We start from the raw sequence: 14,906 nt of genomic DNA, 5'->3' as shown, positions 1-14,906 counted from the left end.
ATTTCAAACGAGAGGTAATTTGTTATTTGTATGCGATTGCTTCGATTTCGATTACGCCGTCTTTCGGAAGTCTTGCAACTTCAACACAGCTTCTTGCAGGTTTGTGGTTGCCGAAGAATTCTTCATAGACTTTGTTTACTTTTCCGAAGTCGTTCATATCTTTTACATAGATATTCACTTTGATTATATTTTCGAGTTTTCCGCCGGCTTCTTTAACAATTTCGAGCACATTTGTGAGCGATTGTTTTGCAGCAGCTTCGATGTCCGAAACGAGTTCGCCGTTTTCCGGATTGATTGGAAGTTGTCCGCTTGTGAAGATTAAACCGTCATGTACCATCCCCTGTACATATGGGCCGACAGCAGCCGGAGCTTTTTTTGTGTTAATTGATTCCATATTATCCTCCTTATATAAAAGCACATGGCTTTATTACTAATTATTCGACTTTAAATCGCGTTCCGTCCAAAGTCTTTCAAGGTCATAGAATTTTCTCGCCTTGATGTCGAAGATGTGAACGATGACTTCGTCGTAATCAAGCAGCAGCCATTCATTGCTTTTTCCTGCGCTGTTGTTCAATTTTTCAAAGCCTTCCTTCTCCATTTCGTACTCAACATTGTCCGCAATTGCAAACATTTGGTTGCTGCTTGTTGCGGAGGTTATGACAAAATAGTCCGAAAATGAAGCCTTTCCCCTTATGTCGATGACTTCGGTGTCGTATCCGATTTTATTTTCGATTGCCTTTTGTATAATTTCAAGTTTTTTATCTGTATTTTCCAATATTTACTCCTTTAATAACAGCCAATTTCTCGCTTCAACGGTGTCGGTTGCAATGAACTCGCCCCTGTCCACCAAAAGCTTTAAAGTATCGCCAAAGACTGCAATAAGCGCTTTGTCTATATCCGTCCTTGCCAATTCTCTGAACTCGTCAACTCTTGGATAGTCTCTGCCCTCTTCGAGTTTATCCGCAAGATATACGATTTTTTCAAGCGTCGTCATATTGCTTCTGCCCGTGATGTGGTATCTTATTGCGTCCAAGACTTCGTGGTCATACACTCCGAACTCGTTTTGTGCGATATACATTCCCAAAATTCCGTGTACCAGATTGTAGTCATACACAAGTTCATTTTCCAATATTATACCAAAACTTTCAACCTTTTTCAACGCATCTTCTTTTGACGCCCATTTCCCCGAGTCGTGCAGAAGTCCTGCCGCCTCCGCTTTATATTCATCGACTCCCCAAATTTTTGCAAGCTCTCCGGACATTTTCATCACTCGAATCGAATGCCCGACCCGGTGGTCGCTCAAGTGTTCTTTTAAGTATTCTATTGCTTCATCTTTATCAAACATAGATTCCTCACTTTAAAATTTCATTTATATAATCATAGGTTCTATCCGTCACAAAAAATCTCACATCTTTTTCCTCTAAAATCTGCTCTCTCACGAATGTACTCGACATTTCAAGTACGGGATTGTCCAAAAAGAAAAACTTTTCCTTGTTTTTTTCGTAGAGCTCATTCGACTTGAAAGTGTAGCCGCCGCGTTTTAAAACTATTATATTGGAAAGCTCCAGAATTCTTTCGGGTTTCACCCATTTCGGAAACGAGAGAAAGCTGTCCATGCCCATGACGAGATAGAGTTCGTCATATTTTTCCCGAAGTGTCTCGATTGTTTTGTAGGTGTAGCTCACGCCCTTCAACTTGTATTCAACGTCGGTCACGTGAACACCCGGGATTTCCTCAAAAGTCTCCTTTACCATGTCGAACTTTTCGTAGACATTGATCCTGCCCTCTTTTTTGTGCGGAGGGTCATATGTCGGCACTACAAGCAGTTCTTTCGGTTCGAGTTCGTTCATGAGATATTTCGCCATAATTACATGAGCGATTGTAGGCGGATTGAAACTTCCGCCGTATATCAGGACCTTATTTTTCAAATTCATTTAGCAATTTATTCTTTTCGCTCTTTCTGTAAATCGAAAGATTGCTGCCGAGCTTTGCCAAAAACTCAACTCCGAGTTTTTCTTCAAGTTCGCCGAAAAGCTCCATAACTTCAACGTCGGAATTGTTTAAGATTTGAATTTTCATAATTTCATTTTTATTCAAATATAAATCAATTGCCTCCAGTGTTTCTTCTTTGATACCGTCTTTGCCGATTCTCATCGCCGGCTTCATTGTATTCAATTTTGATTTTAAAAATGCTCTTTCTTTTGATGTTATCATATTTACTCCATGTGTGTAAATTCATATCCGAGAATCTCAACCGTGTCTCCGTCTTCGATTCCGAGATTTTCGAGCTCCGCGTTTATCCCTTCTCTTTCGAGGAATGCATCGAAACGTCTCACGGAATCCGGCTCGCTGAAATCGGTCGACCTGAAATAGTATTCAACTTTGTCTCCCGTGATGTGGTAGACTCCGTCTTCAAACCAAACTTCAGTCGGATTTTCATTTTGTATGAGATGGGTTCTCTTTTCATCGAGAACGACATCGGGTATATTCTTATTTATATCATATATTTTGTATTCAAGTTCCTTGACGCCCATTCGAGTTGCTGCGGAAACGACAAAGGTCTGTCTTCCGGTTTTCTCCTCAATTTCTTTTCGCCTTTCATTAAGCGTTTCTTCGTCAATTATGTCGGACTTGTTGAGTACAATTATCTCTTCTTTTTTCTCAATGGTTTCGCTGAAAGACTCCATTTCATGTCTCAGCTTAAAATAGTCCTCAAGCGGTTCTCTCCCTTCGGAGCCGCTCACGTCAAGCACATGAACCAAAAGCTTAACTCTTTCTATATGCCTTAAAAATTTAAAGCCGAGTCCTGCTCCTTCAGATGCACCTTCAATGATTCCCGGAATGTCCGCAATGACAAAAGATTTTCCCTCTTCAACCATGCAGACGCCGAGATTCGGCTCGAGAGTCGTGAAGTGGTAGTTTGCGATTTTAGGTTTCGCCGCACTCATAATCGAGAGAAGCGAACTCTTTCCGACATTCGGAAAACCGACAAGCCCCACATCCGCAATGAGTTTCAACTCAAGACGAATGCTCGCTTCCTCGCCTTTTCTTCCAGGCTCCATAAAAGTCGGTGCCTGTCTTGTCGAGGTTCTAAAATGCCAGTTTCCGCGACCGCCGCGACCGCCTTCAACGACAAGAAATTTTTCGCCGTCCTCTTTAAAATCGTAGAGGATGCCTTCGTTGCCGACCTGTCTTACAACAGTGCCGAGCGGAACATAGAGAAAAAGATCTTCGCCGTCTTTTCCGGTTTTTAAATTGTTCATTCCATTTTGACCGTTTGTCGCCTTGAACTTCGTCTTGTAGCGATAGTCGATTAAGGAGTTTAGATTCGACGAGCCGACAAGGTAAATCGAACCGCCTCTGCCTCCGTCACCGCCGTGCGGACCGCCTTTCGGTTCATATTTTTCACGTCTCCAACCGACGTGTCCGTCGCCGCCGTTTCCCGCTTTCAGCTCAAGAGTTACAATATCAAACATTTCATCACCTCTTTATTTAAATTATATCAAATTGAAACCCCCGTTTCAACAACGGGATTCATATTTATAAAAAAAAGGTCACAGATGTGACCTTGGGTTTTCTAATTAAGCATTGACAACTTCGCGTGGATATACGCTTACTTGTTTGCGTTTTTTATCTTTTCTTTCGAATTTAACAACGCCATCAATCATTGCAAATAATGTGTCGTCTTTTCCTTTTCCAACATTTGTGCCCGGATGGATTTTTGTTCCACGTTGACGAACGATAATGTTGCCTGCCAAAACTACTTGACCGTCACCTTTTTTGGCTCCAAGACGTTTTGATATAGAGTCTCTACCGTTCTTTGAACTTGCAGCACCTTTTTTGGATGAAAATAATTGCAAATTTAATTTTATCATCTTTATTCCTCCTCTAATGTAAGTTTAATAAAATCGCCATAGCCTTCTTCAAGGCTCCTTATGCCTTCAATAAATGTGTCGAACAACAAGTCGACATCTTTGCCTCGCCTTGCAAGCGAAAGGTTCATGAATCCGTCTTTTACTTCAACGTCAAGCTCGTTCTCGAGGTCCAGATTGACCACAAGTGAGCGATAAATCGTATGACTTAAAATCGAAACCGCCGCACAAACTATATCATGACCATGATCGTCGTAGTCCGCGTGTCCCTTTATTTCGAATCCGATGCGCTCCTTATTCCTGAAGGCCACTATCTTAATCATTAGATAGCCAATTCTTTGATTTCAACTCTTGTGAAAGGTTGTCTGTGACCTTTCTTCTTTCTTTGATTCTTCTTGGCCTTATATTTAAAAACGATGATTTTCTTTGATTTGCCATTCTTTAGAACGCTTCCCTTTACGGTAGCACCCTTTACATATGGTTTACCAACAGTAATCGCCCCATCGTCACCGGACACAAGAAGAACTTTGTCGAAAACAACTTCGCCGCCTTCTTCAATGTTTAAGTTTTCAACGTGAAGAATTTGGTCTTTTTCAACTTTGTATTGTTTTCCACCAGTTTCAATTATTGCGTACATATCTACACCTCCAAGTGATTTAGTCTCGCCGACGTCAAGGCTGACAGTTGTCATTCGAAGCCCGACTCGAGCGGAAGATTACTCGTATATAATATCATATAAATTTTTGTTTGTCAAGAAAAAATATACATTTTATTTATTTTATTTTTATACTTTTAATAAAACAAAAAATACCGCCTTAAGCGTTCGTTTGATGAAGACGGTATTGTGATTTTAAAAATTAATTTTTATTTTTATAGTAATCGTCGCAAAATGCATTCCATTTTCTTTCATACTCATCGTGAGACACTAAAATCATATCCTTTGCTTTTGTTATTCCGCGCTTTTTTGTTTCTTCAACAAAAAATTCTTCTCCTTCAAATCCTTCCGTTATATAGCCGTAAACATACGAAAAACCGAGTTCATATGCAAGAAAAAGTCTTGTGTGTCCGTCAAGCGAAACATATTCATCTTCATATTTGTCGAGCGGAACAATAATGTCTTCTTCCCTTCGGACAAATGTTTTTACCGCATTTAATTTGTCAATATCTACAAAGAATTGAAGCGGTTGAATTCTATCGATTTCAATTTTAAAGATTTCTATTCTGTCAAAACATATTACAACTTCTCCATCCTTATCATAGAAAGTTGTAATATGCTTTGTATAAAAACGAAATTCTTCAATAACATCTTCAAAAAATTCTTTATTTCCGTTTATTATAGCCTCATAACTTGAAATGATTTTTATCTCAACCGGATATTTATCCTCTACAATATAACACCCATGTTCATTAAGAGTTTCCTTGTCAAATCGTTCATCGTCATATATGTCTATTCTTCTGATTTTTTCGTTCATGTCGATTCTCCACAAGTTTAAATATTTTCCAGTGATCTTTTTAACTCCGAAATTTTTTCTCGGCTTATTTTTTCGCCGCCCGTCTTTTTTATCGTCATCTCAAGCATCCCGAGTCTCGTTATGTCGTGAAAATTTATCTCGGTGTACTCGCTCTTTAGATATTCCAAAAATTCTCGGTTCACTTTGCCCGGGAGTTTTAAAATGTCCATTATTATAACGCCCTCGAGATTTCGAAGTTTTATTATTTTCGCAAGCTTTCTCATCGCATCTTTGTTCACTTCCATACGGTTTAGTGCGCTGTCAAAAAATTCCGAAAAATCTCCGGAGTTCACATCGACAATTGTCATATATGGAAGAGTGTCGACATAGAGATATCCGGTTTTCATGTCGACTCTTCTTTCGAAATCGGCTTCGGCTTTTTTCAGCACTTTAGCAACTTCTTCCTTGTCGATTGACCGCTCCGCATTATATTCTTCGATAAGCTTTTCGGATTTTGTCGGAGCTTTGTAGACAATTTTCGGGATCGGAAGTGTATTTTTCATTGAAGAAATTTGCCGCCATTTTTCGATAAGGGACTCTTCGACTGCGTCGGGTTGGGTTGGGGTTGGGGTTTCGGTTGGAGTTAGGCTTTTGGTTTCATTGTTTTTTCTGTCCGAATTTTTGTTTTCAATGCTTTTTTCGCTCAGACTCTCGATAGATACGTTTTTTCCGCTCGAACTTTTAGTGGATACGTTTTTTTCGGCTCTACTTTTCCCCGAGTCAGTCCCACCCGAACCGCCGTCTCTCGAGCCGACAATGCTCGAAAAATTTTCGAATTTTGTTTCGAATGCTCCGGATTTTTTCGGAATAATTCTGAGCATGCTCGAGTTCTTCTCGAGTTTTAAATCCATGTCGACGGTGTAGAACTTTTCTTCGTCGGGGGTCTTTCGGATATTGAAGAATGCGTCAGCTCCGGATTTCAGTCCGGTCTTTTCCGCGCAGAATGCATCTTCCGTCTCGCCTATGTCCACGAAGGTGAGTCTCGCTTTGTTGTCGATTTTCTTTACGCGTGCGTGCACAATGGAGCCGACGGGAATTTCGTCATTTTTTTCTATAACTATTTGATAAAGACGGTCTGATTCATAAAAAATCGTGACCGTCTCCAATTCATTTTGAAATTTGTAATATTTCATTATTTTATCAGCTCATTTCTAAAAGGCATGACATTCTTTGTGTCAACTCTGTTAAGTCCCAAATATTCCGCCATCAAATCTCTCGCCATCGGTCCGGCGTTTGAGCCCGTTCCCCCTTGAAAGAGAACGGATGCGACGACAATTTCCGGATCGTCCGCAGGTGCGTACGATACAAACCATGCAAAGTCGTCATATGGCATATTTGTGTTCGGATTTATTCCTTCCCTTTGCGCCGTTCCCGTTTTTGAGCCCGTAGCAATCGGGAAATCCAAGAACACACGTCTACTCGTTCCGACTCTTGAAACAAGTTCCATTCCGTATTTTATTTGATTCATTCCATCCGGATTTTTTATGTCAATCTGTGTCGGATTATTTTCCGGAAGAAGAACGTCCTCTTGTCCGTCGTAAGATTTTACAGAATCGAAAAGCGTAACTTTGTTCCTCGTGCCGCCGTTTACGAGCGTCGAGATGTAGTTCGCCATTTGAAGAGTCGTGAAGTTCGACTGACCTTGACCGATTGTGACGTTCAGTGTGTCGGCAAGACTCCAAGGCGCCTGATTTATATAGTCGAATTTTAAAACATCCGTCAGACTTCTTTTTTGTCCTTTGACAGGAGTGCTTCCGTTGTATCCCATATTCTCAAGGCGTTTTATAAGTTCGTTACTCGTGAGTGAGCGACCTTCTTCCGCCCAATCAGCAATTTCTTTTATATCGTTTTCAACTTCATCGTCCGTCTTTTCGGTTTCAAGAAAATCTCTAATATTCTCTCTCAACCATTTTGCAATATAGAATTTTGTCGTAAACATTTTTTGCTCCGCCTCAGGGACCGAGCCGACAGTTTCCGGCGGTATATTGATTTCGATGCCTGTCTTGTCATTTAAGCCAAACTCCTCGGCGGCGTTTCTTATATCTTCAATAGAAATATGCGTGCTTATCGGCTTTTCGCCTCGTCTTTGATTGTTTCCAAGAGCAAGCGAGTAGAAATAGTAGTTGCACGAGTGCTCGATTGCATGAGCAAGGTCGACATTTCCGTGCGATGCCTTTGAGAGAGTATAGACAAGACATCTGAATTTGGTGTCTCCAACTTCGACATATCCCCCGTCCCAAATTTTTTCGTACGGATCGAGCCCCTTTTGAAGTCCCGCAAAACCGGTTACCATTTTGAATGTGGAGCCCGGTTGAACTGCAGTTTGGGTTGCGATATTGTAGAGCGGTCTTGCTGCAAGAGGGTCGTTGTCGTTTTCCGGAAAAAAGTTTTTCCAGTCCGACTCGTTTATGCCCGTTGCAAAAAGATTCGGGTCATAGCCCGGATAGCTCGCCATCGCAAGCACCTCGCCGGTCTTTGTATTCATTGCGACGACCGCACCCGCATTGCAGTTTGAGAACGGTCTTTTGGTTCCGATTTCACCGTCCATTTGATAGTCGCCCCATTCGCTTTCATAGACCGCACGTCTTCTCACGCGGTCAATTGTCTTTTCCAGATATTCCTCCGCAAGCGAATTGAGTTTGGAGTCAATTGAGAGATAAAGAGTATTTCCCGGAACACTTTTGGTTTCGTTAAGAACCGAAGTCGTGTTTCCGATATAGTCGACGGCGACAGTTTTTTCGCCGCTCTTTCCGTGGAGATATTCCTCGAAACTTTCCTCGACTCCCGTCTTTCCTATAAATTCATTTCTGTCATATTTTTTATCTTCTACATATTTTTCAATTTCCTTGTCGGTCGCAATTCTTCCCATATAACCGAGTATGTGCGATGCGGTTTGCCCAAGCGGATAATATCTCACAGGTTCCAAAGAAACTCTGATTCCGCTTTTTTCACCGATTTTTTCCTCGATTTTTGCAACTGTTTTATCTTTTAATCCGTACGCAAGATTGACCGGCTTGTACGCTCTTTCTCCGAGTTTATAAACGAGGTCATAGATATTTAAGATGTCCTTCGCTTCATAGTTTGAAATGTCCGGCGAGATTCTATAGTAGTCCTTCGCCGCCGCCAAAAGCTCTTCGGCGTCCGGAAGCTCGGAATCGTCGTCCATATCTTTAAAATATGATTTGAATCTCGAATAAAGATTTTTTGTATTTTTGTCATTTACAAATTCTAGCTCGTTTGAAACCGAGATTTTTGCATTTATATTTTTCTTTAAAAGCTCGCGTTGAACAATCGGTCGGATTTCTTCTCTCATTAAAAATTCGTCGATGACTTCATCGCTTGCCATATTGATTAAATCTTCGAGAGGATTTTTCGAATCCGTGCCGTCGTTGTATTTATAAAACACTCCGGTTTCGTCTTCCGAAAGATAGACTTCGATATTTTTTGCGATGCCCTTATCTTGAACCGTCTGAAGGAATATTTCTCCCGGAACCATTTTCCCGTCGTCATAAATCGAGCTTAAAATTTCCTTTAGAGCGTATCGTTTTCCGAGAAATGTGAAAAATGTTTTCGCATCGTCCTTGATACTTAGCTCGGGATAATTTTTTACAAGGTTCAGCTTGTCGATTAAAAGTTCGTTTTGGTAGCTTATGGAAACCGGCTTCATCCTTATATTGGAAATCGTTCCGCTTTTCGCCGCAATTTCAAAAAGAATCGCCCTCGCAATCGGATGATTTAGAATCTTTCTTTTTATCGTCATGTCCGATTTTATGATTTCAAAGACGAGTTCCTCCGCCGAAAGTCCCTCTTTCATGGATTTGTCCTTGATAAATGTCGCAAGTTTTAAATCGTCAGCAACAAATACATTGTCCTTTAAAGTTACCGGAAAGTCTATATATTTTTCACGAACCGCATTCAGCGCGCGTTGTTTGACGTTGAAAGAATAGTGATTCGGAAATCTGTCAAGATTCATCGAAGACTCGATAAACTCTCTTAAAACATCTTCATTCTCAAGTTTTTTCACCATAATCTCCTGTGGTGACTCTTCGCTCGTTTCGTACATTTCTTCTTTTGCGAAAGTATAGTAGTTCAAATCCACCGGAAATTCGCCTTGGAAAAATACGCCGTCCTCCTCAAGAAGTCTTATCAAAGTCAAAAGTCTTTGGTTTCTGTTTTTTATCTCCTCTTTGGTTTGATTCGGACGCATGAGTTCGTCTTTTAAAACTTGCACCGTGAAAGACGGAATGTTTCCCGCAAGAAGTGTTCCGTGTCTGTCTCTTATCTCGCCTCTCGGCGCCGTTTCATAAACTTTTTTTATTCTTCTGTTGTCCGCAATTTCACGATATTTATCGCCTTCGACAACGGTCATAAAAAACAGCCTTGCTAAAAGCACGACAAAAAGAATGGATGTTACTATAAATAAAATGTCCATTCTCAGTGGAATATTTGCTTTGTCATTTTTGTTTTCCATTAAAATTCCACCTTTCTGTGCTTGCGTTTTGTGAAAATCTTATAATAAATTATGGAAAGGACGATTTGAATCGGGACTTGAAACGAGAAGAGATTGAAAAATACAGCTCCCGTCTTTGTATCAATTCCCAAAAACATAAGTCCAAGTCCATACGATAAGATATACAAAATGCCTGTCACTGCGGTTATAACCGAAACGACAAACATCGATTTGCCCGTAAATTTTTCGCGCATAGAGCCCAATATAAATGCGATTGCAACAAAAAGAAGAATTCTAAGTCCGAATGCACGTCTAAAATAGATATCCAAAATAAAGCCTGAAATCGCCGCAAGTGTTATCGCTTCTTTCTTGTCGATTGCAAGCGCCATAACGATAATCATAGGCACAAAAAATTCAGGCATCGTCACCTCCGGGAGAAGTCCCGGAAAAAATCCGATTTGCATAAAAAGTGAGATTAAACTCACCACTAAAATTTTTGCAAACATTATTTCACCACATAAACTCTTCTCAAGTGTTTAAAATCCACACCCGGCTTGATATAGACGAGTTTTTTCATCTCAGTGTCATCGGTTTCGACTTTCGAAACTTCGCCCACGTAGATGTCCTTCTTTATAACCTCGCCAAGGCCCGACGTGATAATTTCGTCGCCGACGATGACGTCGCTGTTTTGGTCGAACATATAAGCCTTGAGCTCGCCGGACTTCATTCCGCCAAGAATTCCGCCGTCGCCGCTTCTTATAGTCCTTATACTCACTCGAACTGTGTCGTCCGTAATCGCAGTGACCTCGCTGTAGTCGCTGTAGACTCCGGTCACTCGACCCACAAGTCCTTCCATCGCTTCAGCCGTGTCGTCGCCCGACATAACAACGCTGTCCCCCATCTCGACGCCATCTTTTAGACCTCTGTTGATCGTAAAAACGTCGTACCACGAGTTGTTGTTTAAAGACGTTATATCCGCAGGTATAAGCTCTAAATTTGTAGATTTTATCATATCGTATTCATTTTGAAGCGCCTCGCTTCTTATGACGACTTCTCGAAGTTTTCTATTTTCTTCTTCGAGTTTCTTCACTCTCAAATTGAGCTCGTCGAGGTCGTTTATTTCCTCATCCGAAAGACCGCCGACTTTTTCTCTGATCGTGCTTCCCGCATTTCTGAAAAATCTCGAAACGGGATTTACAATCGCCGAAACGCCCTTACTTATAATATTGTCTTTCGAAACATTTTTGTCGATTACAAAAACAAATACGACCAACGCAACAAAAATAAGAAATATTATTATGTTTTTTATATATTTATTGTTAAAATTCATAGATTTCCTCTTCTAAATTACATATCTCCGTGCTGTCTCAGCGAATAGTAGTTGCCGTTTCCGACGACAATATGGTCGACCACTTCGATTCCAAGCACTTTTCCGCACTCGACCATCCTTGAAGTGAGCCTTATGTCATCGCCCGACGGTGTAGGGTCGCCGCTTGGATGATTGTGCGCAAGCATAATCGACGTCGCGCCGAGCTTTATCGCACGTCTGAAGACCTCTCTCGGCATTGCAATGGTTTGATTGACCGTGCCCTTAGATATTACTTCTTCATCCAAAAATTTGTATCTCCCCGAATTTATTGAATCATTTTTTAATATTTCATCTCCGTCGAAAATTAGTTCATCTTCACGAACGCGTGCAATGTTTTCGTTTATAAGACAGTTTTTGTTGTTTAAAACAAGCACCATAAAATGTTCTTCAGTGTGATTTTCGAGCTTTCTCATAATGTAGTCTGCGGCGCTTTTTACCGAAGTTAGTTCGAGCATGCCGTCCTTCGCTCTTTCAAGCGCGACTCGGTTCGAGAGTTCAAAAGCCGCCATCATCGTCGTGATTTTTTGTTCGCCGAACCCCTTTATATTTTGCAGGTCCTGCGCTTCGAGTTGCACGAGTGACGAAAGCGAACCTCCGCCGTATTTGAGAAGCCCTTTGCTGAGCTCCAGTACATTTAAGCCGACAGTTCCCGTTCTTAAGAGGATTGCAAGAAGTTCCCACGGCTCGAGACTCTTCGCTCCCATTTTCATAAGTTTTTCACGTGGCATAAGCTTTTCCGAGTCTTCCACATATTCTGTTAAATCAGTCTTTTCAATACTGTTTTTTGTCATTTAATATAACTCCCAAAGTGTTTTTCTTAACAAGTTCGTTTACAATAAAACCGTTCAACGTCCCTGTAAATGTTCCGACTATTTCAATCCACGGTAAATAGTGGAAATAGATGAAACTGTTCAATACGAGATACGAAACGGTGACCTGTGAAAAGTTAAAAAAGAATGCTCCCACAACCGAAACTCCGATATAACTCACGCGCGGCATAAACTTCATCGCAAGTATCATTCCTATGAGCGCAAAAATGCCCGACGGAAGGCTATACATTATGCTTGTAAACGAGCCGCCCATCAGCGCTTGTAAAATACTTTTCATAAGCACGATAAAAAATACTTCTTTTTTCGAAAAATAAATAAGTCCAACCAAAAGAACTATATTTGAAAATCCGAGTTTCATGCCCGGAATCGGAATAAGCGGTGTGAAAAAATTTTCCAAAAATGAAATCATTCCGGCAATAAGTGCGAAGAGCGCGATTTTTGTAATATTTGTTTTCATATTATTTCACCATCATATCTATCTTGTCCTCATCGTCGCCCACTATTGTGACCGCCATATGGTGAGGAATGCAGATTAGACTCGAGCCCGGAGACTTGATTTTCCCTTGCTTCACAGCGAGTTGTCTCGGACAGTTCGACTCGAGCATGACGACATAGTCCGGTCCGATTTCAATCAGATTTATTCCATATTTCGTTTGAAAAAGTTTTTGTATAGGTTTCTTTTGAAAATCTTTTCTATATATAACCTCGCCGTCAACCTTCACTTCGACGCCCGATGCTTCGACTTTCGGAAGCATAAAAATGGCGGTGATTGAAGCAATTATGATGACGAGTATGATAATAAAATCAAGTTTTGTCAATGCAATCACCGTCTTTATTTTATCATTAATCGCAAGTTTATTCAAGATTATTATGTAAATTAAAAGTCCTCTCCATGTTTCAAGAGAAGACTTTGTTTTGTTATTCGTTCAATAGATTTAATTTTTGACACATATAGAACACGAGCGACAAAACTACTGCAACGACCGATGCAAGCACCATGCCCGAAAGATTTATCGCGCCGAATTTCACCGTTAGTCCCGAAAGACCGGTTGTGAAGATTACAGATGTCAAAATGAGATTCTTCGAGATGCTGTAGTCAACTTTTTGGTCGACGAGAAGTCTTATACCGCTTGTGCCGATCATTCCGTAAAGAAGGAATGTAACTCCTCCGATGACGTCGCCCGGTATTGTTGATATAAATGCACTGAGCGGTCCGATGAACGCCATGATAATAGATATTATTGCGGCACCCGCTATAACTTGGACCGAATAAACGCCCGTGATTGCCATAACTCCGATGTTTTCACCATAGGTGGTCGTAGGAACTCCGCCCACAAGACCGGAAAGTGCTGTCGAGAAGTTGTCCGCAAAAATCGAGCGGTGAAGTCCCGGGTCTTTGATGAGGTCGCGACCGATAATGTTTGAAGTTACAACTTGGTGCGATATATGCTCCGACAGAATTACAAGTACTACCGGAAGCATTGTGAGAATCGCTTCGAAGTTGAATTTTGCTAAGTGGAAGTCCGGCATTGTGAAGAGTTTTGCTTCATAAACCGGTGTGAAGTCGACCATCCCTAGTGCAACCGCCGTGATATATCCCGCAATAATTGCGATAAGAATCGGAACAGTGGCAAGAAGTTTTTTGAATAAAACAGAGCCGAACACTGCTACAAGCACTGTCACCAAAAATACAATCAAGTGTTTTGTGTTGTAATTTTCTGTCAAGATTTCAGCGCCTATTGCTCCGCCCCTTATCGTTAGACCGACAAGTTCAAAACCGATGAGCGCAACAACGGAACCCATTGCCGCCGGCGGAAGGACAACGTCTATCCAACTCGTGCCGTATTTGTAAATAATCGCCGCTATAATCATTCCTATAATTCCGACCGCCACAAAGGCACCTCCGGCGTATTCAAATCCCATCTGATTAATTATTACAGCGCCCGGTGCCAAAAATGCAAAACTGCTTCCAAGATATGCCGGCGCTCTTCCCTTTGTCACCGCAATAAAAATCAAAGTTCCGATTCCGTTCATAAAAAGAACGATTGCAGGATTGATTCCGAAAATAATCGGGACCAAAACCGATGCTCCGAACATAGCAAAAGTGTGCTGAATTGAAAGCGGAACCAATAATTTTCCGGGTACTTTTTCGTCTACTTGATAAACCTTTCTCATATTTTCTCCTTTCATCTCGCTTTATCTTGTTAAAGCTTAGATAACAAAATTTTTTTGTTCCAGCGGAACTCTCCCGAATGTTTCGGGCATTTTTTCTATTATACTTGAAATAAAAATGAATGTCAATAAAAATCGCAGAATTTTTTCAAAAAAATAGAGCCGAAAAGGCTCTACAATTACATAGTTTTAATTTTTTCTTCAATTGCGTCTTTCAAAGATTTGCCGTCAAATGTAACTTCGCCGGTGCCGCCGAAAATGTCGACAGCAATTTTAAAGAAGTTAACAACCAAATTGTTGTCCACAACTTTAAAGAAATCCGTTGTTCCCGGAACAAAAATAACATTCACTTCATCAAAACCTGATTTGGTCGAAAGTTCTCCTTCATCTTCTTGGAGATTCAGTTGCTTCATCGGGTCAATCATGGCTTGCATGACTCCCAAGTCTTCCATCATCCACATATTGTTGTTCCAAAAACGCTTATCTTTTTTGCTTCCGCCGTTTAAAAGTTCTCTGTTGGAAATAGCCGACAAAACGCTTCTTACGCCTTCTTCTTTGAATTCATCGTCATAGATAAGTTTCATTTCAGGTCTTTCTGCGACTGAAATAATATAAGGTTCTGCAACCTTTTCCTTTTCCGCAACTGATGACCAGAAGAAGATCATCATTTCAACTACTTCCGTATTAATATTAATCTTCATA

General features: G+C 40.9%; 19 protein-coding genes. All 19 read right to left on the bottom strand.

The features are described from left to right. Positions 1-22 precede the first annotated feature (22 nt). Positions 23-394 (bottom strand): RidA family protein, encoded by a 372-nt coding sequence (locus SPI61_RS01025; protein ID WP_321136287.1) that lies wholly within the window; start codon positions 392-394, stop codon positions 23-25. A gap of 36 nt (positions 395-430) precedes the next feature. Further along, entirely contained in the window at positions 431-775 is a 345-nt protein-coding gene (rsfS, locus tag SPI61_RS01020) for a ribosome silencing factor (protein WP_321136286.1), read from the bottom strand. A 3-nt stretch (positions 776-778) separates the two neighbouring features. Next, positions 779-1,345: a bis(5'-nucleosyl)-tetraphosphatase (symmetrical) YqeK gene (gene yqeK, locus SPI61_RS01015; protein ID WP_321136285.1), complete on the bottom strand. Its 567-nt coding sequence runs from the start codon at positions 1,343-1,345 to the stop codon at positions 779-781. 7 nt (positions 1,346-1,352) lie between these two features. Continuing rightward, positions 1,353-1,934 carry a nicotinate (nicotinamide) nucleotide adenylyltransferase gene (nadD, locus tag SPI61_RS01010; RefSeq protein ID WP_321136284.1) on the bottom strand — a complete coding sequence of 194 codons (582 nt, stop codon included), beginning with the start codon at positions 1,932-1,934 and terminating at the stop codon, positions 1,353-1,355. Further along, positions 1,918-2,214 (bottom strand): YhbY family RNA-binding protein, encoded by a 297-nt coding sequence (locus SPI61_RS01005; RefSeq protein WP_321136283.1) that lies wholly within the window; start codon positions 2,212-2,214, stop codon positions 1,918-1,920. Before SPI61_RS01005 ends, nadD begins: the two co-directional genes overlap by 17 nt. A 2-nt stretch (positions 2,215-2,216) precedes the next feature. Continuing rightward, positions 2,217-3,476: a GTPase ObgE gene (gene obgE / locus SPI61_RS01000; RefSeq protein ID WP_321136282.1), complete on the bottom strand. Its 1,260-nt coding sequence runs from the start codon at positions 3,474-3,476 to the stop codon at positions 2,217-2,219. A gap of 105 nt (positions 3,477-3,581) precedes the next feature. Further along, complete coding sequence (rpmA, locus tag SPI61_RS00995) at positions 3,582-3,875, bottom strand: 50S ribosomal protein L27 (RefSeq protein WP_321136281.1); 294 nt, start codon at positions 3,873-3,875, stop codon at positions 3,582-3,584. 2 nt (positions 3,876-3,877) lie between these two features. Beyond that, on the bottom strand, positions 3,878-4,195 hold the full coding sequence (locus SPI61_RS00990) for a ribosomal-processing cysteine protease Prp (protein ID WP_321136280.1): 318 nt from the start codon (positions 4,193-4,195) through the stop codon (positions 3,878-3,880). Then, the gene (gene rplU / locus SPI61_RS00985; RefSeq protein WP_321136304.1) at positions 4,195-4,509 is read right to left on the bottom strand and encodes a 50S ribosomal protein L21; all 315 of its coding nucleotides are present in this window, start codon (positions 4,507-4,509) and stop codon (positions 4,195-4,197) included. The genes SPI61_RS00990 and rplU overlap by 1 nt, the downstream gene beginning before the upstream one ends. A 220-nt stretch (positions 4,510-4,729) precedes the next feature. Beyond that, the gene (locus SPI61_RS00980; protein ID WP_321136279.1) at positions 4,730-5,344 is read right to left on the bottom strand and encodes a hypothetical protein; all 615 of its coding nucleotides are present in this window, start codon (positions 5,342-5,344) and stop codon (positions 4,730-4,732) included. A gap of 17 nt (positions 5,345-5,361) precedes the next feature. Further along, the gene (locus SPI61_RS00975) at positions 5,362-6,516 is read right to left on the bottom strand and encodes a ribonuclease E/G (protein ID WP_321136278.1); all 1,155 of its coding nucleotides are present in this window, start codon (positions 6,514-6,516) and stop codon (positions 5,362-5,364) included. Then, on the bottom strand, positions 6,516-9,854 hold the full coding sequence (locus tag SPI61_RS00970; RefSeq protein WP_321136277.1) for a penicillin-binding transpeptidase domain-containing protein: 3,339 nt from the start codon (positions 9,852-9,854) through the stop codon (positions 6,516-6,518). The genes SPI61_RS00975 and SPI61_RS00970 overlap by 1 nt, the downstream gene beginning before the upstream one ends. Continuing rightward, positions 9,854-10,339, bottom strand: a complete 486-nt coding sequence (gene mreD / locus SPI61_RS00965) for a rod shape-determining protein MreD (RefSeq protein WP_321136276.1) — start codon at positions 10,337-10,339, stop codon at positions 9,854-9,856. Before mreD ends, SPI61_RS00970 begins: the two co-directional genes overlap by 1 nt. Further along, entirely contained in the window at positions 10,339-11,163 is an 825-nt protein-coding gene (mreC, locus tag SPI61_RS00960) for a rod shape-determining protein MreC (protein WP_321136275.1), read from the bottom strand. The genes mreD and mreC overlap by 1 nt, the downstream gene beginning before the upstream one ends. 17 nt (positions 11,164-11,180) lie before the next feature. Beyond that, positions 11,181-11,993, bottom strand: coding sequence for a JAB domain-containing protein (locus tag SPI61_RS00955; protein WP_321136274.1), 813 nt, complete (start codon positions 11,991-11,993; stop codon positions 11,181-11,183). Then, positions 11,974-12,489: a Gx transporter family protein gene (locus SPI61_RS00950; RefSeq protein WP_321136273.1), complete on the bottom strand. Its 516-nt coding sequence runs from the start codon at positions 12,487-12,489 to the stop codon at positions 11,974-11,976. Before SPI61_RS00950 ends, SPI61_RS00955 begins: the two co-directional genes overlap by 20 nt. A 1-nt stretch (position 12,490) precedes the next feature. Further along, positions 12,491-12,895 carry a NusG domain II-containing protein gene (locus SPI61_RS00945; RefSeq protein ID WP_321136272.1) on the bottom strand — a complete coding sequence of 135 codons (405 nt, stop codon included), beginning with the start codon at positions 12,893-12,895 and terminating at the stop codon, positions 12,491-12,493. Positions 12,896-12,950: 55 nt separating this feature from the next. After that, positions 12,951-14,207 (bottom strand): uracil permease, encoded by a 1,257-nt coding sequence (gene uraA, locus SPI61_RS00940; protein WP_321136271.1) that lies wholly within the window; start codon positions 14,205-14,207, stop codon positions 12,951-12,953. Positions 14,208-14,383: 176 nt separating this feature from the next. Beyond that, entirely contained in the window at positions 14,384-14,905 is a 522-nt protein-coding gene (locus SPI61_RS00935) for a hypothetical protein (protein WP_321136270.1), read from the bottom strand. Between the last annotated feature and the right edge of the window lies 1 nt (position 14,906).

The organism is Ezakiella sp. (assembly GCF_034180565.1).
Classification (GTDB): domain Bacteria; phylum Bacillota; class Clostridia; order Tissierellales; family Peptoniphilaceae; genus Ezakiella.
This window is presented reverse-complemented; position numbering and strand designations above follow the sequence as displayed.